Annotated in this window: 23 protein-coding genes; 17 read left to right on the top strand and 6 right to left on the bottom strand. The window is 57.3% G+C overall.

The window, feature by feature from the left end; genetic code table 11:
• Positions 1–138 precede the first annotated feature (138 nt).
• Positions 139–999, top strand: a complete 861-nt coding sequence (locus B4056_RS07150; RefSeq protein ID WP_039385681.1) for a carboxylate/amino acid/amine transporter — start codon at positions 139–141, stop codon at positions 997–999.
• Positions 1,000–1,037: 38 nt separating this feature from the next.
• On the opposite strand, the gene B4056_RS07145 is transcribed toward B4056_RS07150, so the two are convergent.
• The 3 genes from B4056_RS07145 to B4056_RS07135 all read right to left on the bottom strand — a co-directional run bounded on the left by B4056_RS07145 (position 1,038) and on the right by B4056_RS07135 (position 3,567).
• The gene (locus B4056_RS07145) at positions 1,038–1,520 is read right to left on the bottom strand and encodes a DUF1456 family protein (protein ID WP_071668203.1); all 483 of its coding nucleotides are present in this window, start codon (positions 1,518–1,520) and stop codon (positions 1,038–1,040) included.
• Positions 1,521–1,614: 94 nt separating this feature from the next.
• Positions 1,615–2,550, bottom strand: a complete 936-nt coding sequence (gene metR, locus B4056_RS07140; protein WP_039381784.1) for an HTH-type transcriptional regulator MetR — start codon at positions 2,548–2,550, stop codon at positions 1,615–1,617.
• 180 nt (positions 2,551–2,730) lie between these two features.
• The gene (locus B4056_RS07135) at positions 2,731–3,567 is read right to left on the bottom strand and encodes a dienelactone hydrolase family protein (protein ID WP_071668202.1); all 837 of its coding nucleotides are present in this window, start codon (positions 3,565–3,567) and stop codon (positions 2,731–2,733) included.
• A gap of 300 nt (positions 3,568–3,867) precedes the next feature.
• On the opposite strand from B4056_RS07135, the gene udp reads away from it, so the two are divergent.
• The 10 genes from udp (at position 3,868) to tatD (ending at position 13,149) form a co-directional block, all read left to right on the top strand.
• Positions 3,868–4,629, top strand: coding sequence for a uridine phosphorylase (gene udp / locus B4056_RS07130; RefSeq protein WP_039381790.1), 762 nt, complete (start codon positions 3,868–3,870; stop codon positions 4,627–4,629).
• 99 nt (positions 4,630–4,728) lie between these two features.
• Entirely contained in the window at positions 4,729–6,000 is a 1,272-nt protein-coding gene (locus B4056_RS07125) for a tetratricopeptide repeat protein (RefSeq protein ID WP_113655772.1), read from the top strand.
• A gap of 91 nt (positions 6,001–6,091) precedes the next feature.
• Positions 6,092–7,579, top strand: coding sequence for a DNA recombination protein RmuC (rmuC, locus tag B4056_RS07120; protein WP_104085848.1), 1,488 nt, complete (start codon positions 6,092–6,094; stop codon positions 7,577–7,579).
• Positions 7,580–7,653: 74 nt separating this feature from the next.
• Positions 7,654–8,412, top strand: coding sequence for a bifunctional demethylmenaquinone methyltransferase/2-methoxy-6-polyprenyl-1,4-benzoquinol methylase UbiE (gene ubiE, locus B4056_RS07115; RefSeq protein ID WP_288654247.1), 759 nt, complete (start codon positions 7,654–7,656; stop codon positions 8,410–8,412).
• 6 nt (positions 8,413–8,418) lie between these two features.
• Positions 8,419–9,024, top strand: a complete 606-nt coding sequence (ubiJ, locus tag B4056_RS07110) for a ubiquinone biosynthesis protein UbiJ (RefSeq protein WP_039381799.1) — start codon at positions 8,419–8,421, stop codon at positions 9,022–9,024.
• The gene (gene ubiB, locus B4056_RS07105) at positions 9,021–10,658 is read left to right on the top strand and encodes a ubiquinone biosynthesis regulatory protein kinase UbiB (RefSeq protein WP_039381801.1); all 1,638 of its coding nucleotides are present in this window, start codon (positions 9,021–9,023) and stop codon (positions 10,656–10,658) included. Before ubiJ ends, ubiB begins: the two co-directional genes overlap by 4 nt.
• Positions 10,659–10,762: 104 nt before the next feature.
• A complete protein-coding gene (tatA, locus tag B4056_RS07100) occupies positions 10,763–11,008 on the top strand; it encodes a twin-arginine translocase TatA/TatE family subunit (protein WP_039381803.1) in 246 nt (81 codons plus the stop codon).
• Between the two features lie 9 nt (positions 11,009–11,017).
• Positions 11,018–11,527: a Sec-independent protein translocase protein TatB gene (gene tatB / locus B4056_RS07095; protein ID WP_094111148.1), complete on the top strand. Its 510-nt coding sequence runs from the start codon at positions 11,018–11,020 to the stop codon at positions 11,525–11,527.
• 2 nt (positions 11,528–11,529) lie between these two features.
• A complete protein-coding gene (gene tatC, locus B4056_RS07090) occupies positions 11,530–12,276 on the top strand; it encodes a Sec-independent protein translocase subunit TatC (protein WP_039381808.1) in 747 nt (248 codons plus the stop codon).
• A gap of 90 nt (positions 12,277–12,366) precedes the next feature.
• Complete coding sequence (gene tatD, locus B4056_RS07085) at positions 12,367–13,149, top strand: 3'-5' ssDNA/RNA exonuclease TatD (protein ID WP_288654243.1); 783 nt, start codon at positions 12,367–12,369, stop codon at positions 13,147–13,149.
• Here the strand turns inward: tatD and rfaH are convergent.
• Positions 13,146–13,634, bottom strand: a complete 489-nt coding sequence (gene rfaH, locus B4056_RS07080) for a transcription/translation regulatory transformer protein RfaH (RefSeq protein WP_039381813.1) — start codon at positions 13,632–13,634, stop codon at positions 13,146–13,148. The genes tatD and rfaH overlap by 4 nt on opposite strands.
• Before the next feature lie 236 nt (positions 13,635–13,870).
• Here rfaH and ubiD point away from each other — a divergent pair, with 236 nt between their 5' ends.
• Complete coding sequence (ubiD, locus tag B4056_RS07075) at positions 13,871–15,355, top strand: 4-hydroxy-3-polyprenylbenzoate decarboxylase (RefSeq protein WP_039381814.1); 1,485 nt, start codon at positions 13,871–13,873, stop codon at positions 15,353–15,355.
• A 31-nt stretch (positions 15,356–15,386) separates the two neighbouring features.
• Positions 15,387–16,088 carry an NAD(P)H-flavin reductase gene (fre, locus tag B4056_RS07070; protein ID WP_094111147.1) on the top strand — a complete coding sequence of 234 codons (702 nt, stop codon included), beginning with the start codon at positions 15,387–15,389 and terminating at the stop codon, positions 16,086–16,088.
• Between the two features lie 63 nt (positions 16,089–16,151).
• On the opposite strand, the gene fadA is transcribed toward fre, so the two are convergent.
• Both fadA and fadB read right to left on the bottom strand, forming a co-directional pair.
• Positions 16,152–17,315 carry an acetyl-CoA C-acyltransferase FadA gene (gene fadA / locus B4056_RS07065; RefSeq protein ID WP_094111146.1) on the bottom strand — a complete coding sequence of 388 codons (1,164 nt, stop codon included), beginning with the start codon at positions 17,313–17,315 and terminating at the stop codon, positions 16,152–16,154.
• Positions 17,316–17,324: 9 nt separating this feature from the next.
• Positions 17,325–19,508 (bottom strand): fatty acid oxidation complex subunit alpha FadB, encoded by a 2,184-nt coding sequence (gene fadB, locus B4056_RS07060; protein WP_288654238.1) that lies wholly within the window; start codon positions 19,506–19,508, stop codon positions 17,325–17,327.
• 186 nt (positions 19,509–19,694) lie between these two features.
• Here fadB and pepQ point away from each other — a divergent pair, with 186 nt between their 5' ends.
• Genes pepQ through hemG form a run of 4 tightly spaced genes read left to right on the top strand, consistent with a single transcriptional unit; the run spans position 19,695 to position 23,667 of the window.
• Positions 19,695–21,026 carry a Xaa-Pro dipeptidase gene (gene pepQ / locus B4056_RS07055; RefSeq protein WP_071668198.1) on the top strand — a complete coding sequence of 444 codons (1,332 nt, stop codon included), beginning with the start codon at positions 19,695–19,697 and terminating at the stop codon, positions 21,024–21,026.
• On the top strand, positions 21,026–21,643 hold the full coding sequence (locus B4056_RS07050) for an IMPACT family protein (RefSeq protein ID WP_113655768.1): 618 nt from the start codon (positions 21,026–21,028) through the stop codon (positions 21,641–21,643). The genes pepQ and B4056_RS07050 overlap by 1 nt, the downstream gene beginning before the upstream one ends.
• 17 nt (positions 21,644–21,660) lie before the next feature.
• Positions 21,661–23,112: a Trk system potassium transporter TrkH gene (trkH, locus tag B4056_RS07045; RefSeq protein WP_065647777.1), complete on the top strand. Its 1,452-nt coding sequence runs from the start codon at positions 21,661–21,663 to the stop codon at positions 23,110–23,112.
• A gap of 18 nt (positions 23,113–23,130) precedes the next feature.
• Positions 23,131–23,667 (top strand): menaquinone-dependent protoporphyrinogen IX dehydrogenase, encoded by a 537-nt coding sequence (gene hemG, locus B4056_RS07040; protein ID WP_039381821.1) that lies wholly within the window; start codon positions 23,131–23,133, stop codon positions 23,665–23,667.
• Positions 23,668–23,787 lie beyond the last annotated feature (120 nt).

Genomic DNA, 23,787 nt, shown 5'->3' with positions numbered 1-23,787 from the left:
GGTAACAGCTGACCAGCGCGTATCGCCAGCTGTCCGCCACAAGCGGGCAAAATATGCTCAGTTGTAAACCAGATTATTCAGCTGGTTCATGAAGGTTTGATTACACTAGCGCCTCTGTTTATCGGGGAATGGTGTGCCGTGCTGTTACTTATTATCACCACTGTATTGTGGGCTTTTTCTTTTAGCCTGATCGGCGAATATCTGGCCGGCCAGGTGGATAGCTGGTTTTCCGTGTTGATGCGCCTGGGCCTGGCCGCGCTGGTTTTTCTGCCGTTTTTGCGCTGGCGCGGCTACCGGGCATCAACGCTGCTGCTTTATATGCTGGTGGGAATGCTGCAGCTCGGCATTATGTATCTGCTCAGTTTTGAAGCCTATCTCTACCTGAGCGTATCTGAGTTCCTGCTGTTTACGGTGATGACGCCGCTCTATATTACGCTGATTTATGACCTGCTGAGCCGGCGTCCGCTGCGCATCGGCTACGCCTTCAGCGCGCTGCTGGCGGTAGCGGGGGCAGCCATTATTCGCTATGACAAAGTCAGCGATCATTTCTGGCTGGGTCTGCTGCTGGTGCAGGCGGCGAATCTCTGCTTTGCTGTCGGCATGGTGGGATACAAACGGCTGCAGGAGACGCGGCCCATGCCGCAGCATACGGCGTTCTCCTGGTTCTATCTCGGAGCGGTGCTGATTGCCGCCCTGGCCTGGTCGCTGTGGGGCAATCCGCAGAAGCTGCCCACGACCACGCTGCAGTGGAGCGTGCTGATATGGCTGGGCGTTGCCGCATCCGGGCTGGGCTATTTTATGTGGAACTATGGAGCCACGCAGGTGGATGCCGGCACGCTGGGCATTATGAACAATATGCATGTTCCGGCGGGGCTGCTGGTAAATCTGGCGATCTGGCAGGAGAAGCCGCACTGGCCGAGCTTTATTGCGGGCGCTGCGGTGATCTTCGCTTCACTCTATGTGCATAAACGCTGGGTGATCGGCAGGCGTCACGCCTGAGCACGTGGCGGGCGCAGCCTGCAGGCAGCGCCGTGCGATCAGCTTTTCTTCGCCGGCGTTCCCGGACGCTGGATAAGCGTTAACCCTTTCAGGAAATTACGCAGAATTTGATCGCCACATTCGCGATAGTTCTTGTGATCCGGATTGCGGAAGATAGCGCCGATTTCACCCTGTGAAACCTTGAAGTTGGCTTTCAGCAGGATGTCGGGAATATCGGTGGTTTTCAGCGCAAACGCGATACGCAGCTTCTTCAGAAAGATGTTATTGCTCATGCGACGTTCAACAGAGGGCGCCGGCGCATCGTCGCTCTTACCGCGCCGGTAGTAGATCAGGCCGTTGAGGAAATAGCCCATCAGTACATCAGGTAGTTTGCGAAACGCGGCGTCATCCTCTTTTTTCAGCCAGGCCTGCACATCCTCCAGCGGCACATCGCTTCCCGCAAGGGCAAAAATCTCCACCACTTTGCTATCGCTCAGATCAAGCATATAGCGCACGCTGCGCAGAACATCGTTATTGGTCATGGTGAAACTCTCCGGGTATGCAGTAAAAGGCGGCGCATTATAGTGCAGGCGGGGCGGGGATAACAGCGCGGCGCACGCACGCCGCACCGGACCATCAGGATGCGCCGGGTAATACCGCGCCCGGCTGCGAGGCGTCGCGCACAAACGGCAGGTGATCGCAGGCGTGCTGGCGGGCAAAGCGCACAAAGGCTTCCAGCACCGGCTGACGCTGTTCGCCTTCGCGTACGGCGGCGTAGAGCCGGCTCCAGAGACCGTCGCCCAGCGTTTTGGTGACGACCAGCCCCTGCTTTTCAAAGTTCTCAACCACCCAGTGCGGCAGGGCGGCGATCCCCATCTGCGCCGAAACCATCTGAATCAGCAGCAGCGTATTGTCCACGCTTTTCAGCGCCGGGCTGACGCCGGCGGGCTGCAGAAAGTGACGCCAGACATCCAGCCGCTGGCGCTGTACCGGGTAGATCATTAAAACTTCATCAGCGAAATCCTGCGGCGTAATATGCGTGCGCTGCGCCAGCGGATGATCGGGTGCCAGCACCAGCCGCATCTCAAAATCAAACATCGGCGTATAAAACAGCCCGCTGCGCGGCAGAATATCCGAGGTCAGTACCACATCCAGTTCGCCCTGCTGCAGCGCCGGCTGCGGATCAAAGGTGACGCCGGATTTAAAATCCATCACCACCTGCGGCCAGCTCTTGCGGAAGTTATTCAGCGCAGGCGTCAGCCACTGAATACAGCTGTGGCATTCAATAGCGATGCGCAGCGTGGCCTGCTGCTGTGGCTCATGACACGCCTGCAGCGCCTGCTGGATCTGCGGCAGTACCTGCTCTGCCAGCTGCAGTAAAATCTCACCCTGCGGCGTAAAGCGCAGCGGCTGGCTTTTACGCACAAACAGCCGGAAGCCAAGGCGCTGCTCCAGATCGCTGAACTGATGCGATAACGCAGACTGCGTCTGGTGCAGCTGCGCCGCAGCGGCGGCGAGCGAGCCGGTGTTGTGTAACGCCTGCAGCGTTCGCAGGTGTTTGAGTTCGATCATGAGAATCCTTCACAGCGGGACAAAACGAATAACGCGGTAAGCTATACACTACCCGCAGATTGTGGCGGTGTAAACATCTGGATGGCTAAATGGGATGGGCTGCTGTGCGCAGAGGCAGCAAACGCGGGCGTCAAAAGCAGAACGTGCATGAAAAAGGGCGCCTCAGCGCCCCGGATAACGTTATGCGCTGGGGGCTACCCCATACTGTTTGAACCACGCCAGCATACGCTGCCAGCCATCCCGGGCCGATTCTGCATGGTAGCCTGGACGATAATCGGCGTTAAACGCATGACCGGCATCCGGATAGACCACAATTTCCGCTCTGGCATTGGCGGCATGCAGCGCCTGACGCATTTTATCGATACTCTCCAGCGGAATACCCTCATCCTGCCCGCCATACAGGCCGAGCACCGGCGCGTTCAGATCGACGGCGACATCAATCGGATGCTTCTGCTGCTTCAGCGTTTTTTCTCCTTCCAGGCGGCCATACCACGCCGCTGCGGCACGCACCTGAGGATTGTGTGCGGCAAACAGCCAGCTGATGCGCCCGCCCCAGCAGAAGCCGGTAATCGCCAGACGACGAATATCGCCATCGTGCCGTGCAGCCCAGTTTGCCGCATGATCGAGATCGGCAAGCACCTGGCTGTCGGGCACTTTGCTCACCAGCTCGCTGAGCAGCGTCGGGATATCGTGATACTCCTGCGGATCGCCTTCGCGGAAATAGAGTTCCGGTGCCACTGCGAGGTAGCCCTCCAGTGCCAGGCGGCGACACAGATCGCGGATATGCTCATGTACGCCAAAAATCTCCTGAACCACCAGTACCACCGGCAGCGTACCGCTGAATGATTTAGGTCGTGCGTACCAGGCGGGCAGATTTTCCCCCTGGCTGGGAATTGAGGTCTCGCCACACTGAATCGCATCGCTTTGGGTAATGATTGTGCTGCTGGCGGCGGGCTGCGCCGCTGAGGCGAAGCCACCCGGGGTCGATTCTTGTGCCATATTTTCTGTGGTTTTCATGGTTCTCTCCGTGCTGGCAGGTGCGCAATCAGGTAACTATAGCCTGGTCATAATAGCCGGATGGTTACAGGGTAAAAGGAACAGATTCTCAGATGCGGCTTCTGTATTAACATTGCCGCTGAAGCTTACGCAGCACCGTGCCGGATAAATGTGTGAAACGGCGCGTTATATTGTGACAAAAATCACAAATAGTGCGGTTGGTAATGTAACTTTCATTATTTGAAGTGAGAGATATCACATATTTGTCGCGCTGCCTCACGTAGAGTGCGCGACACAATACTTAATTAGCAGGAGTCTGATATGACCCAGTCTGACGTTTTCCACCTTGGTATCACTAAAGCTGACCTGAAAGGCGCTACGCTGGCGATCGTCCCGGGCGACCCGGAGCGGGTGAAAAAAATCGCTGCGCTGATGGAGAATCCGCAGCATCTGGCGTCGCATCGTGAATTCACTACCTGGCTGGCGGAGATCGACGGCAAGCCGGTAGTGGTCTGCTCAACCGGTATCGGTGGTCCTTCAACCTCAATTGCGGTAGAAGAGCTGGCGCAGCTCGGCGTCCGGACCTTCCTGCGTGTCGGCACCACCGGTGCCATTCAGCCGCACATTAACGTCGGTGACGTGCTGGTGACGACCGCCTCAGTACGCCTGGATGGCGCCAGCCTGCACTTTGCTCCAATGGAGTTTCCGGCCGTGGCCGATTTTGCCTGTACCACGGCGCTGGTCGCGGCGGCAGAAGAGTGCGGCGCGCGTACCCATATCGGCATCACTGCCTCTTCTGACACCTTCTACCCGGGTCAGGAGCGTTACGACACTTTCTCTGGTCGCGTGGTCAATCGCTTCCAGGGCTCCATGCAGGAGTGGCAGGCGATGGGCGTACTTAACTATGAGATGGAATCCGCTACACTGTTAACCATGTGCGCCAGTCAGGGACTGCGTGCCGGCATGGTGGCTGGCGTCATTGTGAACCGTACGCAAAAAGAGATCCCGGACGCGGCAACCATGAAGCAGACCGAGAGCGACGCTGTGAAAATTGTGGTGGAAGCCGCGCGTCGCTTACTGTAGCGCGCCAGTTGGCAATGGATGCGGGACCCGCCTCACAGGGAACTCAGCCGCTGACGAATCAGGATGCGCACCTATTCAGCGAACTCTGGGATCCCTTTTATGCGTAAGACCTTCTCCGCTCCCCGTTCCGCCTCTGTCAATAATCCCGCTGCTGCGCAGGCGCGCGTTGAACACGCCGCCGCGCAGTTTCGCCAGGCGATGGCCGACGGCGACTACGCGCAGGCGCGTCAGTGCTGTGAAGCGGTATTGCGGGTAATGCCGAACCATATGCAGGTGCTCAGCGACTATGCACTGACGCTGATGCGCACCGGCGACTATAAAAAATCGTACAAAATCTATCAGAAAATCTGCCAGGCGCCTGACGCACAGCGTGCACAGGCTTCGGAAACCTGGCTGGATGGCCTGACCGAGGTCTGTGGCTGGCTGGATAAGCCGGATGAGGTGGCACGCTACGGCCTGGCTTCGCTGATGCACTCCGATGCGCGCTTTTCTGCCGGACAAAAGCAGCCGTTTCCGGCTGATGCGCCGCCGGCGTTTAACCCGCACAACCCGGCGGAAAACAGTATTGCGTTCAGCCTGTATGGCAACCAGCCGCGCTACTGCGAAACGCTGATTAAAAACGTTGAAGTGGCGCGCGAGCTCTATCCGGCATGGCAGTGTCGCGTCTATCTGGATGAAAGCGTGCCGCAGCATGTCTGGCAGCGCCTGCAGCACGCCGGCGCGCAGCTGGTGGATATGTCGCACGAAAAAGAGATTCAGCCTACGCTCTGGCGCTTTCTGGTGATGGATGACCCCACGGTCAGGCGCTTTATCATTCGCGACGCCGACTCGCTGCTGTCAGAGCGCGAAGCTGCGGCCGTGCAGGCCTGGCTCGACTCGCCGTTCTGGTTTCATCATATGCGTGACTACTTTACCCATACCGAACTGCTGCTGGCCGGTATGTGGGGCGGCTGTCACGGCGTCGTCCGCAACCTTGCGCAGCAGATGCGCGACTTTATGGCGCGCTACACCGGCAATCAGCGCTTCACCGATCAATATTTCCTCAAAGTGGCGCTGTGGCCCACCGTTCGTGCCAGCCTGCTCAGTCATGACGATCTTTTTCATTTTCATCAGGCGCAGCCGTGGCCCGCTCACGCCCCCGTTCGCTGGCAGACAGAACATTTTCATGTCGGCAGTAACGCCGGCTATGCCAGCATGACCGGTAAGGCCACTGCCCCCTGCAACGGTGCGCAGCAGGTTGAACTCGCCTGTGGCGGCCAGAGCTGGTGTTATCCGGCGCGCGTGGTGAATGAGAGTGAATGGGTGCTGCCGATGCCGTTTTTCCTGATCGATGCCTGGAAAGCGGGCGAACTCACGGTCAGAGCCTGCTGACCTCCTGCGGCCTGGCGGTCAGAGATTTCAGTAGACATTCCTCCAGGCCAACTTTACCTTTCCCCTGAGCATCGCGAGGGGCGGGGGGATCATGGATCAGCAACTTATTATTACGCTTGTACTGGCACTGGCCGGTCTGGGTATCGGCTGGCTGCTGGCGCAGCTGCGTGCCGGTCAGCAGCACGCCAGCCTGACTGCGGAGCATCGCCTGCTGGAAGCGGCGCAGCAGCGTCAGCAGCGCGAACAGGAACAGCTGCAGCTGCAGCTCCGGCAGCGTGAACAGGAGCTGCGGCAGCTGCATGGCACCCTGAGCGGGGCGCAGGAGCGCCTGCAGCAGCTGGATTACTGGCGTGCTGAAAGTGAACAGCTCAGCCGCGAGCTGCGTAATCAGCTGGAGGTCAACAGCGCACAGGAAGCGGAGCTGCGCGAGGTGACTATCCGGCTGGAGGAGACGCGCTTTGCCGCTGAAGAGAAGCAGCGGCTGCTGACCAGCAGCGAGCAGCGTCTGAGCGCCCAGTTTGAGAATCTTGCGAACCGCATTTTTGAAAACAGCGGTCGCCGTGTTGATGAGCAAAATCGTCAGAGTCTTAACAGCCTGATTGCGCCGCTGCGCGATCAGCTGGATGGCTTTCGCCGTCAGGTCAATGAGAGTTTTGGTCAGGAGGCGCGTGAGCGTCATACGTTAACGTATGAGATCCGCCAGCTGCAGCAGCTCAATGCACAAATGGCGCAGGAGGCGTTAAACCTGACCAAAGCGCTGAAAGGCGACAACAAGATTCAGGGTAACTGGGGCGAAGTGGTGCTCAGTCGGGTACTGGAAGCGTCCGGCCTGCGTGAGGGGTATGAGTATGAAACCCAGGTTAACATCGCGCTGGAGCAGGGGCGCATGCAGCCCGACGTGATTGTCCGGCTGCCGCAGGGCAAAGATGTGGTGGTGGATGCCAAGATGACGCTGGTCGCGTATGAGCGCTACTTTAACGCTGAGGATGATGCCGCACGGGAGCTGGCTATTCAGGACCATGTTGCGGCGATGCGCGGTCATATTCGTCTGCTGGGGCGAAAAGATTATCAACAATTACCCGGTTTACGCTCGCTGGATTATGTGCTGATGTTTATACCGGTGGAGCCGGCGTTTTTGCTGGCCATCGATCGGCAGCCTGAGCTGATTAGCGAGGCGCTGCAGCAGAATATCATGCTGGTCAGTCCGACTACGCTGCTGGTGGCGCTGCGTACTATCAATAATCTGTGGCGCTATGAGCATCAGAGCCGCAACGCCCAGCGGATTGCCGATCGCGCCGCACGGCTCTATGACAAAATGCGGCTGTTTGTCGATGATATGAGCGGCATCGGACATAATCTGGACAAGGCGCAGCAGAGCTATCAGCAGGCGATGAAAAAGCTGGCAGAAGGGCGCGGCAATCTTATCGCCCAGAGCGAGGCGTTTAAGTCGCTGGGAGTCGAAGTTAAGCGGCCCATTAATCCGCAGCTGGTGCAGCAGGCGCTGCCGGATGAAGCGGATGAGCGCTGGGCAGAGGATGATGCGGAAACGGCAGCGGAAGTGCGCCGTATCAATGAATAACCGGCGGCAACGTGCTCGGATCGCGCGACTCTGATACACTTCGGAGAGAATTATTTGTGGAACAGGTAAAACCGATGGCAGATGAATCACAGCAGGAAACTACTCACTTTGGCTTCCAGACCGTAGCAAAAAGTGAAAAGGCCGATAAAGTCGCGGACGTGTTTCATTCCGTTGCGGCAAAATATGACCTGATGAACGATTTGATGTCGTTCGGCGTCCATCGCGTATGGAAGCGTTTTACCATTGACAGCAGCGGCGTGCGTCGCGGTCAGCGTGTGCTCGACCTGGCAGGCGGCACGGGCGATCTCACGGCGAAATTTTCCCGTCTGGTGGGTGAAACCGGGCAGGTGGTTCTGGCGGATATTAACAGCTCGATGCTGAAAATGGGCCGTGAAAAGCTGCGTAATCTTGGGGTCACCGGCAACGTCAGCTATGTGCAGGCGAATGCGGAAGCTCTGCCGTTCCCGGATAACTATTTTGACTGCGTCACCATCTCGTTTGGCTTGCGCAACGTCACGGAAAAAGAGAAAGCGCTGGCTTCAATGTTTCGCGTGCTGAAGCCGGGCGGTCGTCTGCTGGTGCTGGAGTTTTCTAAGCCGGTGCTGGATCCGCTGAGCAAGGCGTATGACGCCTATTCATTCCATATTCTGCCGCGTATCGGGCAGCTGGTGGCGAATGACGCAGAGAGCTATCGCTATCTGGCTGAATCTATTCGTATGCATCCCGATCAGGAGACCCTGAAAGCGATGATGAACGACGCCGGTTTTGAAAACAGCACGTATCACAACATGACTGGCGGCATTGTCGCGCTGCATCGTGGCTTTAAGTTCTGAGTGACCATGACGCTAACCCCTCTTATTACCGGCGCGCTTGAAACCGCGCTGAATCGTGTACTTTATCGCGATCGTAGCCTGAAAGCCGCCCGGCAGCGCCTGGCAGGTAAGGTGCTGCTGCTGCGGCTGCAGGAGCTCGATTTTCCCCTTGTGCTGGTCTTCAGCGAAACGCGACTGGACGTGCTGGGCGACTGGCAGGACAGCAGCGACTGCAGCGTCAGCCTGCGCCTGAGTACGTTGCCTAAACTGCGCGATCGCCAGCAGCTCACCGGCCTGATCCGCAGCGGCGAGCTGAACGTTGAGGGCGATCTGCAGGTGGTACAGCAGTTCTCCGCATTAATGGATCTGGCTGAACTCGATCCGGCAGAGTATCTGGCACCCTGGACCGGTGATATTGCGGCACAGGGTATCAGTCAGGCCGGCAGGCGGGCGCTGGCTTTTGCGCAGCAGCAGGTAACGCGCCGTCAGGACTATCTCAGCCAGGTGGTAACCGAAGAGTGGCGGCTGGCGCCGGGTGCGCTGGAGCTGGCATGGTTTGCAGAAGAGGTTGAAGCGATGGAGCGTTCACTAAACGCCTTTGAGGCGCGTCTGGCACAGCGGGAGGCGAAATGACGCTCGGAGAACTTCGGCGCTTATATTTTATCGTTAAAATTTTTCTGACCTACGGGCTGGATGAACTCATACCGCACATGCGCATCACGCTGCCGCTGCGGCTGTGGCGCCGCTGCGTATTCTGGATCCCCAACCGGCATAAAGAAGCGGAGATGGGCCTGCGCCTGCGTCTGGCAATGGAGCAGCTTGGCCCGGTCTGGATCAAGTTTGGTCAGATGCTCTCAACCCGTCGCGATCTGTTTCCGCCTAAAATTGCCGACGAGCTGGCAATCCTGCAGGACCGCGTCGCGCCGTTTGACGGCGTAAAAGCAAAAGCGCAGATTGAGCGCTCGATTGGCGGTCCGGTTGAGACCTGGTTTGACGATTTCGATATCAAACCGCTCGCCTCTGCCTCTATTGCTCAGGTCCACACCGCGACGCTGAAATCTAACGGCCGCAAAGTGGTCATCAAAGTGATCCGCCCTGATATCCTGCCGGTTATCAAAGCGGATATGAAGCTGATCTACCGGCTGGCACGCTGGGTGCCGCGCCTGTTGCCGGATGGTCGCCGCCTGCGTCCGATGGAAGTGGTCCGCGATTACGAAAAAACGCTGATTGATGAACTCAATCTGCTGCGGGAAGCGGCCAATGCGATTCAGCTGCGCCGTAATTTTGATCAGAGCCGCATGCTCTACGTACCGGAGGTCTACTCCGATTACTGCAGCGAAACCATGCTGGTGATGGAGCGGATTTACGGGATCCCGATCTCCGATGTCGCCACGCTGGAGCAGCACGGCGTCAATATGAAGCTGCTGGCTGAACGCGGCGTGCAGGTTTTCTTTACCCAGGTATTTCGCGACAGCTTCTTTCACGCCGATATGCATCCGGGCAACATTTTTGTCAGTTACGATCGTCCGGAAGATCCGCAATATATCGGTATCGACTGCGGGATTGTGGGATCGCTTAACAAAGAAGATAAGCGCTATCTGGCCGAAAACTTTATTGCCTTTTTTAACCGCGACTACCGCAAGGTAGCGGAACTCCACGTGGATTCCGGCTGGGTGCCGCCCGATACTAACGTTGAAGATTTTGAGTTTGCAATCCGCACCGTCTGCGAACCGATTTTTGAGAAGCCGCTGGCGGAGATCTCATTTGGTCACGTGCTGCTCAACCTGTTCAACACGGCGCGCCGCTTTAATATGGAAGTGCAGCCGCAGCTGGTGCTGCTGCAAAAAACGCTACTCTATATTGAAGGGATTGGACGTCAGCTCTATCCGCAGCTCGATTTATGGAAAACCGCGAAGCCGTTTCTGGAAGAGTGGATCAAAGATCAGATTGGTCTTCCGGCGCTGGTACGTAAGGTTAAAGAGAAAGCGCCTTTCTGGGCAGAGAAACTGCCAGAACTGCCGGAACTGTTTTACGACAGCATGCGCCAGCATAAGTTATTGCAGCACAGCGTTGATAAACTGGTTAATGAACTGAACGCGCAGCGCACCCGGCATCACCAGTCGCGCTACCTGTTTGGCGTGGGGGCCACGCTGCTGTTAAGCGGGACGGCAGTACTCCTGAGCCGGCCTGACTGGGACTTCTTCCCGGCGCTGTTAATGGCGGCGGGCATCGTGACCTGGCTGGTGGGCTGGCGCAAGACAAACTAATTGTTTGCCTGGTGCAAATCGCGTAATGTCGCAGGCCGGAGCCGGTTTCCCGGCCCGCCACATTACAGTTTTTCTTTTTGTTAAGTATTTCAGAGGCATATCTCATGGGCGGTATCAGTATCTGGCAATTGTTAATCATTGCCGTCATCGTTGTACTTCTGTTCGGCACCAATAAACTGCGCAACCTCGGTTCAGATCTTGGCTCATCCATTCGCGGCTTTAAAAAAGCGATGAGTGATGAAGATGAGAAAAAAGATCTGCCTAAAGAGCAGGATGCTGACTTCAATGCCAAAACGCTGGCAGATAAACAGCATGACCCGGTGAATAAAGATCAGCCGCGGGATAAGTAAGGTGTAACTGTGTTCGATATTGGCTTTAGTGAACTGGTTCTGGTGTTCGTGATCGGCCTGATTGTACTCGGGCCGCAACGTCTGCCGGTGGCGGTAAAAACGGTAGTGGGCTGGATCCGGGCAATTCGCTCGCTGGCGGCTAATGTGCAGCACGAGCTGGCGCAGGAGCTAAAGCTGCAGGAGTTGCAGGACAGCCTGAAGAAAGTGGAAGAGGCGGGAAAGGGAACGCTCTCTCCGGAGCTGAAGCAGTCAATGGAAGAGCTGCGTAAAACCGCTGACTCCATGAAGCGCTCTGTTCAGCAGAGTATTGATATCGAAAAAGCGGAGGATGAAGCGAATACGATTCATCAGCCTGCCGTGGTTAAACCTGATGTGCCGCCGGCTGCCGCCGTTACGCCGGCACAGGCGGAGCATCACGCCAGCGCACCGGCGCAGGCACCTGCTGCTGCAGAAACGCTCAGCGATCGGGCTGATGCGGCGCACTCACCCACTCCCCTTTCTGCAAAAGATGAACGATAACCATGGCTGTTGAAGATACCCAGCCGCTCATCAGCCATCTGATCGAGCTGCGTAAGCGTCTGCTGAACTGCATCATTGCCGTGTTTGCGATTTTTCTCTGCCTGATCTATTTCGCTAACGATATCTATCACGCGGTCGCCGCACCGCTGATCAGCCAGATGCCGGCCGGCGCCAGTATGATTGCCACAGATGTTGCCTCGCCATTTTTTACGCCGATCAAGCTGACCCTTATTGTCTCGGTGTTTCTGGCGGTTCCGGTGATCCTCTATCAGGTATGGGCATTTATCGCGCCAGCGCTCTACCGGCATGAACGCCGGCTGGTTATGCCGCTGCTTTTCTCCAGTACACTGCTGTTCTACGTGGGTGTGGCTTTTGCCTACTTTATTGTCTTTCCGCTGGCGTTTGGCTTTTTTGCCAAGACCGCGCCGCAGGGCGTCACCATTGCGACCGACATTACGAACTATCTCGACTTTGTCATGACGCTGTTTATGGCATTTGGCGTTGCGTTTGAAGTGCCAATAGCCATCGTGCTGCTCTGCTGGACCGGGATCACCACGCCAGACGATTTGCGGAAAAAACGGCCTTATATTCTGGTCGGCGCTTTCGTTGTTGGGATGCTGCTCACACCGCCAGACGTTTTTTCCCAAACTTTGCTCGCTATTCCGATGTACTGCCTGTTTGAAGTCGGCGTATTCTTTTCCCGCTACTACGTGGGTAAAGGGCGTAAAGCGGCAGAGGAAGACTCCTGATCGCGTTTACGCAGGACGCCCCGTTGCGCGCGGGGTGAAAGCATTTTACAAACCGCCCGCCTGCCGGGCGGTTTTTATTTGGGGAAAGAGATGTTTGATATCGGTGTAAACCTGACCAGCACGCAATTCGCAAAAGATCGCGCTCAGGTGGTTAAGCGCGCGCGCGAAGCAGGTGTCACCGGCATGCTGCTTACCGGCACTAACGCGCTGGAGAGCCAGCAGGCACGACAGCTGGCAGCACAGCATCCCGGCTACTGCTGGTCTACGGCCGGCGTCCATCCGCATCACGCCAGTGAGTGGTCCGCAGAAACAGCCAGCACGCTGCGCCGCCTGGCAGAGAGCGAACAGGTGGTTGCCATAGGGGAGTGCGGGCTCGACTTCAACCGCAATCTGGCTGCGCATCAGCAGCAGGAGTATGCATTCGATGCCCAGCTGGCGCTGGCTGCAGAGCTGCAGCTGCCGGTGTTCTTACACTGCCGCGAAGCGCACGATCGCTTTGTTGCGGTGCTGGAGCCGTGGCTGCCGAAGCTGTCGGGAGCGGTGGTACACTGCTTTACCGGCACGCGTGCGGAGCTGGAAGCCTGTCTGGCGCTGGGCCTCTCCGTGGGCATTACCGGCTGGGTGTGTGATGAACGCCGCGGAATGGCGCTGCGTGAGATGCTGCCGCTGATCCCGGCGGAGCGTTTACTGCTGGAGACGGACGCGCCTTATTTACTGCCGCGCGATATGCGGCCCCGTCCGGCCTCGCGGCGCAATGAACCCTGTTTTCTGCCTCATCTGGTACAGCAGGTGGCGGGCTGGCGCGGAGAGACGGCGGAGGCGCTGAGTGCGCATGCCGACGCAAACGCGCGTCAGCTGTTCAGGCTGGCTTAAACCTTACGAAAAAGTTTGTTATCCACACTGCGCATCACCTGCTTATTCAGCAGGTTCAGCAACAGGATCGAACGGGTTTCTCCGTCGGGCTCGGCAAAAATCGCCCGCAGCCCTTCAAACGTGCCGTCGGTGATAAGCACTTCATCGCCCGACTGCGGCGTTTCAGGATCCAGAACAATCTGTGGTGTATCGGTCTGCAGTGCTTCAATCACTTCATAGGGCACCGTGGCGGGCATAGCGCCGAAGCGCACAAAATGGCTGACGCCGCGCGTGCTGCTGATGGTGGTGGTATGAATCGCTTCCGGATCGAATTCGATAAACAGATAGTTAGGGAACAGCGGCTCACTGACAGTGGTGCGTTTACCGCGCACCAGCTTCTCCATCGCGATCGTTGGACTGAGGCATGTTACTGCCTGACGCTCAAGATGTTCCTTAGCGCGCAGCAGCTGTCCGCGTTTGCAATAGAGTAAGTACCAGGATTCCATAATTGCCCCCAAATAATGGATGCCAAGAATAACAAACCTGCAGTCAGAGTTATAGCGCATCGGCTGGCGTATACCGTGCCGGCCAGAGAAATTCTCTGCGAATTTTCTGATTAGTGCGTTATCTGTGCGCTTTGCGGCAAGAGAATTGACGACTAGGGCGCATCTGTATCAGACTGCCAGACCATTACGGATCTGCACGATTTCCCGATTCACTCTGGCCGGAAAACTGAAGCCACATGAAATACCAGGACTTACGAGATTTTCTTTCGCTGCTGGAACAGCGTGGCGAGCTCAAGCGCATCACTCAGGAGATTGATCCTGAACTGGAGATGACCGAAATCGCCGACCGCACGCTGCGTGCCGGCGGCCCGGCGCTGCTGTTTGAAAACCCCAAAGGGTATGACATGCCGGTGCTGTGTAACCTGTTTGGCACGCCAAAGCGCGTGGCCATGGGTATGGGGCAGGAGGAGGTCAGCGCGCTGCGCGACGTCGGTAAACTGCTGGCATTTCTGAAGGAGCCGGAGCCGCCCAAAGGCTTCCGCGATCTCTTTGACAAAATGCCGCAGTTTAAGCAGGTGCTGAATATGCCAACAAAGCGTCTGCGCAATGCTCCCTGTCAGGAAGAGATCTTCAGCGGCGATGAGGTTGATTTGTCGCGTATTCCGGTGATGAAGTGCTGGCCTGGCGATGCGGCACCGCTGATTACCTGGGGGCTGACCGTTTCGCGCGGACCGCATAAAGAGCGGCAGAACCTGGGGATCTACCGCCAGCAGGTTATCGGCAAAAACCGGCTGATTATGCGCTGGCTGTCGCACCGCGGCGGCGCGCTCGATTTTCAGGAGTGGTGCAAAGCCCACCCCGGCGAACGCTTTCCGGTCGCGGTGGCGCTGGGTGCCGATCCCGCCACCATACTGGGCGCGGTCACGCCGGTGCCGGATACGCTCTCGGAGTACGCCTTCGCCGGCCTGCTGCGCGGCAATAAAACCGAAGTGGTAAAATGCGTCTCCTGCGATCTGGAAGTGCCCGCCAGCGCGGAAATTGTGCTGGAAGGCTACATTGAACCGGGCGACATGGCGCCGGAAGGTCCCTATGGCGACCATACCGGTTACTATAATGAAGTAGACAGCTTTCCGGTCTTTACCGTTACGCACGTTACGCAGCGGCGTAAACCGATCTATCATTCCACCTATACCGGTCGTCCACCCGATGAGCCTGCGGTACTGGGGGTGGCACTGAATGAAGTGCTGGTGCCAATCTTAATCAAACAGTTTCCGGAAATTGTCGATTTTTATCTGCCGCCTGAAGGCTGCTCCTACCGCCTGGCGGTAGTGACGATTAAAAAACAGTACGCAGGACATGCCAAGCGGGTGATGTTTGGCGTCTGGTCATTTCTGCGTCAGTTTATGTACACCAAATTTGTTATTGTGTGTGACGACGACGTAAACGCGCGCGACTGGAATGATGTGATTTGGGCGATTACCACCCGCATGGACCCGGCGCGCGATACCGTACTGGTAGAGAATACGCCGATCGATTACCTCGACTTTGCTTCACCGGTTTCGGGGCTGGGCTCCAAAATGGGGCTGGATGCTACTAATAAATGGCCGGGTGAAACGCAGCGCGAGTGGGGCACGCCGATCGTCAAAGATCCGGCGGTCACCGCGCGTATTGACGCAATCTGGGATGAGTTAGCAATCTTTGCCGAACCGCCGCAGCGCTGACGGCAGCAGAGAACCATAAGAAAGGGCAATTATGACGACGTTAAGCTGCAAAGTGACTTCGGTTGAGGCGATTACCGACACCGTATATCGCGTGCGCCTGATCCCGGAAGCGGAATTTAGCTTTCGCGCCGGTCAGTATCTGATGGTGGTAATGGATGAGCGCGACAAGCGTCCTTTCTCCATTGCCTCAACGCCAATGGAGAAAGAGATTATTGAGCTGCACATTGGCGCATCCGATCTCAATCTTTACGCTATGGCCGTGATGGATCGCATCAGAAGCGACCGCCAGGTAACGATTGATATGCCGCATGGTGATGCGTGGCTGCGGGAAGAGAGCGAGCGCCCGGTGATTCTGATCGCCGGCGGCACCGGCTTTTCCTACGCGCGTTCACTGCTGCTGACCGCGCTGGCGCAGCAGCCCGATCGTGATATCGCCATTTACTGGGGCGGACGTGAACTGCAGCACCTCTACGATATGGATGAGCTGGAAGCGCTGGCGGTAAAACACCCGAATCTCAGGGTGATTCCAGTGGTTGAGCAGCCTGCAGATGGCTGGCAGGGGCGCAGCGGGACGGTACTGACCGCCGTTATGCAGGATCATGCCGATCTGAGCGGCCATGACATCTATATCGCCGGACGCTTTGAGATGGCAAAAATTGCCCGTGAGCGTTTCTGCAGCGAGCGCGGCGCGCTGGAAGCGCAGATGTATGGCGATGCCTTTGCGTTTATCTGAGGCGCAGCCGTAAAAAAGCCCGCCCGGAAGGGCGGGAACACGTGCGATTCACAGGTCTCTGTTTTAGATACGTTCAAATACGGTGGCGATGCCCTGACCCAGGCCGATACACATGGTTGCCAGGCCAAACTGCACGTCATGCTGTGTCATCTGGTTGAGCAGGGTGGTGCTGATGCGCGCGCCGGAACAGCCCAGCGGATGCCCCAGTGCAATGGCACCCCCGTTCAGGTTTACTTTCTCATCCATCTGCGCCATAAGCCCTAAATCTTTGATGCAGGGCAGGGTTTGCGCAGCAAAAGCCTCATTGAGTTCAAACAGTCCGATATCCGCTACGCTGAGTCCGGCGCGCTTCAGCGCCATTTTGCTGGCGGGAACCGGGCCGTATCCCATAATTGAAGGATCGCAGCCGGTTACCGCCATACTGCGGATACGCGCACGTGGGGTGATGCCCAGTTCACGGGCGCGGCTTTCACTCATGATCAGCATGGCGGCAGCGCCGTCAGAAAGCGCGGATGAACTGCCGGCGGTCACCGTGCCGCTCACCGGATCAAACGCCGGCCGCAGCGCGGCCAGACCCTCCAGGCTGGTCTCCGGACGGATGACCTCATCACTCTCATAGCGCTTCAGCACGCCATCGGCGTCGTGCCCCCAGGTGGGAATAATTTCGCGGGCAAAATCGCCGCGCTGCGTCGCCGCCCATGCACGCTGATGCGAACGGAAAGCAAACGCATCCTGCTGTTCGCGGCTGATATGGTGCATGCGCGCCAGCATTTCCGCTGTCAGGCCCATCATGCCGGCGGCTTTTGCCACTGTCCGGCTCAGGCCGGGATGGAAATCAACGCCGTGGCTCATCGGGACATGGCCCATATGCTCAACGCCGCCAATCAGGCAGGTCTGCGCATCGCCGGTCATAATGGCCCGGGCAGCATCATGCAGCGCCTGCATAGATGAACCGCAGAGGCGATTCACCGTGCTGGCGGGCACGCGGTGCGGAATTTCCGCCAGCAGCGCCGCGTTGCGCGCAATATTAAATCCCTGCTCCAGCGTCTGCTGCACGCAGCCCCAGATGATATCATCCAGCGAGGCGGGGTCGATCGCCGGGTTGCGGCTCAGCAGCTCCCGCATCAGATGTGCTGAGAGATCTTCCGCCCGCACCTGACGAAAGGCGCCGCCTTTAGAGCGGCCCATGGGCGTGCGTGCGGCATCAATAATGACGACATTTTCCATCTCTGTTCCTCAGGCGCGCTGCAGCGACGCTTCATCAATAGGTTGAACGGCGGGGTACCAGCTCTGATGCGCGTGCGCACGCTGCACCAGCGCCTCCGGCAGCGTATAAAGCGTGCCGAGATGTGCGTAGCGTCTGGCCTGGTCGACCACATTGCTGTTACCGAGCGTATCAAGATAGCGGAAAGCGCCGCCGCGGAATGGCGGGAAGCCGAGGCCATAGACCAGCGCCATATCCGCTTCTGCCGGTGAGGCGATAATCTTCTCTTCCAGACAGCGCACCACTTCATGCAGCATCGGCAGCATCATACGATTAATAATCTCTTCATCGCTGAACGCACGCGCAGGTTCGCTGACGCTGCTCAGCAGCGTATCGGCGTCCGGATCGTGTATCTTCTGCGGTTTGCCTTTTTTATCCTGTTCCCAGCGGTAGAAGCCGAGGCCGTTTTTCTGCCCAAACCGGCCCGCATCAAACAGGACATCGATGGCATCCCGATAGTTTTTCTGCATGCGCGCCGGAAAGCCCTGCGCCATGACCTGCTGCGCATGATGGGCGGTATCGATACCGACCACATCCAGCAGCCACGCTGGCCCCATTGGCCAGCCAAACTGCTGCTCCATGACTTTATCAATCTGGCGATAATCAGCGCCGTCGCGCAGCAGCAGGCTGAAAGCCGCAAAATAGGGAAACAGTACCCGGTTAACAAAGAAACCGGGACAATCGTTAACCACGACCGCTGTTTTTCCCATTTTGCTGGCCCACGCCACCACCTTACTGATGGTCGCTTCTGAGGTCTGTTCGCCGCGGATCACTTCCACCAGCGGCATGCGCGGTACCGGATTGAAAAAGTGCATACCGCAGAAATTTTGCGGACGCTGCAGCGCTTTCGCCAGTTCGCTAATCGGGATGGTTGAGGTGTTGGAGGCGAGAATGGCATCGTCCCGCAGCTGCTGTTCGGTCTCAGCGAGCACTTTCGCTTTGACCGCCGGATTCTCCACTACCGCTTCTACCACCACATCAGCGCGGCGGAAACCGCTATACTCCAGCACCGGCTGGATAGTTGTCAGCACGGCAGCAAGTTTCGCACCATCAATTTTGCCGCGCGCCAGCTGCTTATTCAGCAGCTTGCTGGCTTCATTCATACCCAGCGTCAGCGCTTTTTCACTGATATCTTTCAGGATAACGGGTACGCCTTTCCACGCTGACTGCCAGGCAATCCCGCCCCCCATGATGCCGGCACCCAGCACGGCGGCCTGCTGCGGCAGCTCTGCGCGGGCGCTATGTTTTTTCGCCAGGCTTTTGACATATTGATCGTTAAGGAAAATGCCGACCAGCGCGCGGGCAACATCGCTCTGTGCCAGCGGCACAAACGCAGCCGTTTCAAGCTTAAGCGCATCATCGCGCGTCAGCCCGGCGGCAGCTTCAATTGTTTTCACCGCTGTCAGCGGGGCAGGGTAGTGTTTACCTGCCGTCTGCAGCACCATGCTTTTCGCCAGCGTAAAGCTCATCGCGGCTTCAACCGGACTCAGCTTCAGCGGCGCCAGCTTCGGCGCCCGGCGTGCCTGCCAGCTCTGCTGGGTAATGGCGTCGTGTAGCATAGTGAGCGCGGCGCTGCGCAGTTTGTCGCGGCTGACCACGGCATCGACCAGACCCAGCTTCAGCGCGCTTAATCCATCCACATCTTTGCCGGCGGCAATGATCTCCAGCGCGCTGTCGGCTCCCAGCAGGCGCGGCAAACGCACGCTACCGCCAAAGCCTGGCATGATGCCGAGTCGGGTTTCCGGCAGGCCAATACGCGTCTCCGGCGTCGCGACGCGCAGATCGGTTGCCAGCACACACTCGCAGCCACCCCCCAGCGCATAGCCATCAATGGCGACAATGGTCGGTACCGGCAGATCTTCCAGCCGGTTAAAAATGCTGTTAGCAAAGGTCAGCCACGCGCTCAGTTTCTCTTCAGGGGCATCAAACAGCGAAAGAAACTCGGTGATATCCGCGCCGACGATAAAAGCGGGTTTGGCGGAGCTTAACAGCAGACCGCGCAGACCGGGCTGCTGCTGCAGTACATTCAGCGCCTCTCCCAGGCTGGCGACGGTTTTAATATCAAGTTTATTGACCGAGCCGGGAGCATCGAAAACCAGCTCGGCAACGCCGTCTTCGAGCCAGTGTAATGAAAGGGTATCGCCTTGGTAGAGCATATCCGTCTCCTGAAACCGCGAAAAGTGATCTGGTCATACCAGATGAACAGGAGTGTGAGCGGCCTGCCCCTCTTTTGCAAACGGCAGTGTGCTTATTTGATACCGCGATCACAGGCTGGCTGGCGCGCCAATAGCGGCGCGGCTATGCTACACTGCGGCCACTTTCGCGACATCGGAGACTCGTTCATGGATTCACTGAAAACACTGTATCAGGCGCATATCAAAACGCTGCAGCAGCGGGCGCAACAGATTCTGGCGCGCGGCAAACTCGATGCGCTGCTGATCCACTCCGGCGAGCTACAGACCGTTTTTCTGGATGATCACACCTATCCGTTTAAAGTGAATCCGCAGTTCAAAGCCTGGGTGCCGGTCACGCAGGTGCCGAACTGCTGGCTGTGGGTCGACGGCAGCAATAAACCTAAACTGTGGTTCTATTCACCCGTCGACTACTGGCATAACGTCGAGCCGCTGCCGGAGAGCTTCTGGACCGGAGATGTTGATGTCATCGGGCTGAAAAATGCAGATGAGATTGCACAGCTGCTGCCAGCATCGCGTGAAAACGTCGCCTACATTGGCCCGGTACCGGAACGTGCTGCGCAGCTGGGCTTCAGCAGCGCGCAGATCAACCCGCAGGCGGTCATCGATTTCCTGCATTATCATCGCAGTATCAAAACGGATTATGAGCTCGCCTGCCTGCGTCAGGCGCAGAAGCTGGCGGTTGCTGGCCATCGCGCGGCTAAAGAGGCGTTTTTCTCCGGCATGAGCGAGTTCGATATTAACCTCGCCTATCTTACCGCTACCGGGCACCGGGATACGGATGTGCCGTATGGCAATATTGTGGCGCTGAACGAACATGCAGCCGTGCTGCACTACACCCGGCTCGATCACCAGCCGCCAGCCAAACGTCACAGCTTCCTGATTGACGCCGGCGCTGAGTATGCAGGATATGCAGCAGATTTAACCCGCAGCTATGCGGCGCAAAGTAAAACGCGCTATGCCGAGCTGGTGGAGGCAATGAATAAAGAGGAGCTGGCGCTGATCGCTACGCTGAAAGCGGGCGTGCGCTATACCGATTATCATCTGCAGATGCATCAGCGCATTGCGCGTTTGTTGCTGAAATTTGGTCTGGTAAAAGGCCTGACGGAAGAGGCGCTGGTGGCAGAGAATCTCACCGGACCTTTCATGCCGCACGGCCTGGGTCATCCCCTCGGGCTGCAGGTACATGATGTGGCCGGTTTTATGCAGGACGATCGCGGCACGCATCTGGCTGCGCCGGCGCAATACCCTTATCTGCGCTGCACCCGGGTGCTGGAGCCCGGCATGGTACTGACCATTGAGCCGGGCTTCTATATTATCGATTCGCTGCTGGCGCCGCTACGCGGGGGTAAGTACACCCAGCACTTTGACTGGCAGGCGATTGATGCGCTGAAGCCGTATGGCGGAATTCGCATTGAAGATAATGTGGTGATCCACCCTAATCGCATTGAGAACATGACGCGCGACCTGCACCTGGCCTGATGGACGCTTATGATATTCCGGCTGAGGCGATAAGCAGCAGCGAAGAGACGATCAAAAAAAGCCGCTTTATCACTCTGCTGGCGCATACGCCGGGTGCTGAAGCGGCGCGGGCGTTTGTGCAGCGGGTCAAAAGCGAGCATCCCGCTGCGCGGCATCACTGCTGGGCCTGGGTTGCCGGTGCTCCGGACGATTCACAGCAGCTGGGCTTCTCCGACGATGGCGAACCCTCCGGCACGGCAGGTAAGCCGATGCTGGCGCAGCTGATGGGGAGCGGCCTTGGTGAGATCACTGCCGTAGTCGTACGCTATTATGGCGGCATCATGCTGGGGACCGGCGGGCTGGTCAAAGCTTACGGCGGCGGGGTGCAGCAGGGACTGAAACAGCTGCCGCGTCAGCGCAAAGTGCCGATGCAATCTTTTATGCTGCGCTGTGATTATGCACAGATGAGCGATATAGAACGCCTGCTGCAGCGTTTTGACGGCATTACTGAAGAGAGCCGCTATGAAGATTGCATCACGCTGCGCATTGCGCTGCCTCATGCGCAGATAGCGGCCTTTAAGCAAAACCTCTCTGACTACAGCCGGGGTGCGCTAGCGCTGCTCCCGCTGGATAACTGAACAAAGGACACGGCTGAATGCACTTCCGCGCCATTACCCGCATTGTGGGTCTGCTGGTTATTTTATTCTCGGTAACCATGATTGTACCGGGTTTAGTGGCGCTGATTTATCGCGACGGTGCCGGCCGCGCCTTCAGTCAGACGTTCCTGATGGCGATTGTCATTGGTTCGCTGCTCTGGTGGCCCAACCGTAAACAGAAGACCGAACTTAAACCGCGCGAAGGCTTTCTGATTGTGGTGCTGTTCTGGACGGTACTGGGCAGCGTCGGTGCAATGCCGTTTATCTTTGCCGAGCAGCCTCACCTCTCCGCGACCGATGCCTTTTTCGAATCCTTTTCCGGCCTGACGACGACGGGTGCAACGACGCTGGTGGGGCTCGACTCCCTGCCGAAAGCGATTCTGTTTTACCGGCAGATGCTGCAGTGGCTGGGCGGTATGGGGATTATCGTGCTGGCCGTTGCCATACTGCCGATTCTGGGCGTTGGTGGCATGCAGCTCTATCGCGCCGAAATGCCCGGGCCGCTGAAGGACAATAAGATGCGGCCGCGTATTGCAGAGACAGCAAAAACGCTGTGGCTGATTTATGTTGTGCTGACCATCGCCTGCGCGCTGGCCCTGTGGCTGGCCGGCATGCCGATGTTTGACGCTATCGGGCACAGCTTTTCTACCATCGCTATTGGCGGTTTCTCCACGCACGATGCCAGCATCGGCTATTTTAACAGCCCGACGATCAACACGATTGTTGCGGTGTTTCTGCTGATTTCCGGCTGTAACTACGGCCTGCACTTTTCACTGCTGAGCGGGCGTAACCTGAAGGTTTACTGGCGCGATCCTGAATTCCGGATGTTTATTGGCGTGCAGTTTACGCTGGTGGTGATCTGCACGCTGGTGCTCTGGCTGCATAATGTTTATGACAGCGGCTGGCAAACGCTGAATCAGGCTTTTTTCCAGGTAGTGTCATGGGCAACAACGGCGGGCTTCACCACAGATAGCATTGCACGCTGGCCGCTGTTCCTGCCGGTGCTGCTGCTCTGCTCAGCATTTATCGGTGGTATGGCTGGCTCAACCGGGGGCGGCCTGAAGGTTATTCGTATTCTGCTATTGTTCAAGCAGGGTTCACGTGAGCTAAAACGTCTGGTGCACCCTAATGCGGTTTACACCATTAAGCTTGGCAACCGGGCGCTGCCGGAGCGTATTCTGGAAGCGGTATGGGGTTTCTTCTCCGCCTATGCGCTGGTGTTTCTGCTCAGCATGCTGGCCATTATCGCGACCGGCGTTGATGACTTCTCCGCGTTTGCTGCTGTTGCGGCAACGCTGAACAACCTTGGGCCGGGACTGGGTGTAGTCGCAGACAACTTCACAACCATGAATGATGTGGCGAAATGGATATTGATCCTGACGATGCTGTTCGGGCGTCTTGAGGTCTTTACGCTGCTGGTGCTGTTCACGCCGACTTTCTGGCGTGAATAAGAGAAACAGGAACCTGTAATGAAAGCATTAATACTTTATTCCACCCGCGACGGACAAACCCGCGAAATTGCAGCGCGTATTGCTCAGACTCTGGTACCGCAGCAGTTATGTGATGTGCAGGATCTTGCAGAGACGAGACAGATTGACTGGTCGCAGTACGATCGCGTACTGATAGGCGCCTCGATTCGCTATGGTCATTTTGATACGGCGCTGATGACGTTTGTCACGCAGCACCGGCAGTCGCTGCAGCAGCGGGTAAGCGGATTTTTTAGCGTGAATCTGACGGCGCGCAAAGCTGACAAGCGTTCCCCGCAAACCAATGCCTATACCCGCAAATTTCTTGAGCAGTCACCGTGGCAGCCCGACTGCTGCGCTGTGTTTGCCGGCGCGTTACGTTATCCGCGCTATCGCTGGTTTGATCGGGTAATGATTCAGTTAATTATGCGCATGACCGGTGGTGAAACCGATACCTCTAAAGAAGTCGAGTACACCGACTGGTCTGCAGTGAGCAGATTTGCGTATGAATTTGCGCAGTTACCAGGCAAATCGTTGTGAAATAGAGCGTTGTGGCGAAAAATAGCGCGAACGATTCTTTTTTTGTATTTAACGCATATCAGCACGGAAGACGTCCCTCTAATACCCCTCCATCGACACGGCACACCGGCTTACGGAAAA

Origin of the sequence: Pantoea sp. UBA7232 (assembly GCF_002473195.1) — a bacterium.
Taxonomy (GTDB): Bacteria; Pseudomonadota; Gammaproteobacteria; order Enterobacterales; family Enterobacteriaceae; genus Pantoea; species Pantoea eucrina.
The sequence above is the reverse complement of the archived record's forward strand: the minus strand, read 5'-3'. Positions and strand labels throughout refer to the sequence as shown.

What these genes read in the sequence shown, in the direction of transcription:
- fadB (WP_288654238.1), bottom strand. Translation starts at nt 19,508, where the DNA reads ATGCTCTACCAAGGCGATACCCTTTCATTACACTGGCTCGAAGACGGC.
- ubiE (WP_288654247.1), top strand. Translation starts at nt 7,654, where the DNA reads ATGGCAGATGAATCACAGCAGGAAACTACTCACTTTGGCTTCCAGACC.
- tatC (WP_039381808.1), top strand. Translation starts at nt 11,530, where the DNA reads ATGGCTGTTGAAGATACCCAGCCGCTCATCAGCCATCTGATCGAGCTG.
- tatA (WP_039381803.1), top strand. Translation starts at nt 10,763, where the DNA reads ATGGGCGGTATCAGTATCTGGCAATTGTTAATCATTGCCGTCATCGTT.
- B4056_RS07135 (WP_071668202.1), bottom strand. Translation starts at nt 3,567, where the DNA reads ATGAAAACCACAGAAAATATGGCACAAGAATCGACCCCGGGTGGCTTC.
- ubiD (WP_039381814.1), top strand. Translation starts at nt 13,871, where the DNA reads ATGAAATACCAGGACTTACGAGATTTTCTTTCGCTGCTGGAACAGCGT.
- B4056_RS07050 (WP_113655768.1), top strand. Translation starts at nt 21,026, where the DNA reads ATGGACGCTTATGATATTCCGGCTGAGGCGATAAGCAGCAGCGAAGAG.
- rfaH (WP_039381813.1), bottom strand. Translation starts at nt 13,634, where the DNA reads ATGGAATCCTGGTACTTACTCTATTGCAAACGCGGACAGCTGCTGCGC.
- fadA (WP_094111146.1), bottom strand. Translation starts at nt 17,315, where the DNA reads ATGGAAAATGTCGTCATTATTGATGCCGCACGCACGCCCATGGGCCGC.
- pepQ (WP_071668198.1), top strand. Translation starts at nt 19,695, where the DNA reads ATGGATTCACTGAAAACACTGTATCAGGCGCATATCAAAACGCTGCAG.
- rmuC (WP_104085848.1), top strand. Translation starts at nt 6,092, where the DNA reads ATGGATCAGCAACTTATTATTACGCTTGTACTGGCACTGGCCGGTCTG.
- trkH (WP_065647777.1), top strand. Translation starts at nt 21,661, where the DNA reads ATGCACTTCCGCGCCATTACCCGCATTGTGGGTCTGCTGGTTATTTTA.
- hemG (WP_039381821.1), top strand. Translation starts at nt 23,131, where the DNA reads ATGAAAGCATTAATACTTTATTCCACCCGCGACGGACAAACCCGCGAA.
- ubiJ (WP_039381799.1), top strand. Translation starts at nt 8,419, where the DNA reads ATGACGCTAACCCCTCTTATTACCGGCGCGCTTGAAACCGCGCTGAAT.
- fre (WP_094111147.1), top strand. Translation starts at nt 15,387, where the DNA reads ATGACGACGTTAAGCTGCAAAGTGACTTCGGTTGAGGCGATTACCGAC.
- B4056_RS07125 (WP_113655772.1), top strand. Translation starts at nt 4,729, where the DNA reads ATGCGTAAGACCTTCTCCGCTCCCCGTTCCGCCTCTGTCAATAATCCC.
- udp (WP_039381790.1), top strand. Translation starts at nt 3,868, where the DNA reads ATGACCCAGTCTGACGTTTTCCACCTTGGTATCACTAAAGCTGACCTG.
- ubiB (WP_039381801.1), top strand. Translation starts at nt 9,021, where the DNA reads ATGACGCTCGGAGAACTTCGGCGCTTATATTTTATCGTTAAAATTTTT.
- B4056_RS07145 (WP_071668203.1), bottom strand. Translation starts at nt 1,520, where the DNA reads ATGACCAATAACGATGTTCTGCGCAGCGTGCGCTATATGCTTGATCTG.
- tatD (WP_288654243.1), top strand. Translation starts at nt 12,367, where the DNA reads ATGTTTGATATCGGTGTAAACCTGACCAGCACGCAATTCGCAAAAGAT.
- metR (WP_039381784.1), bottom strand. Translation starts at nt 2,550, where the DNA reads ATGATCGAACTCAAACACCTGCGAACGCTGCAGGCGTTACACAACACC.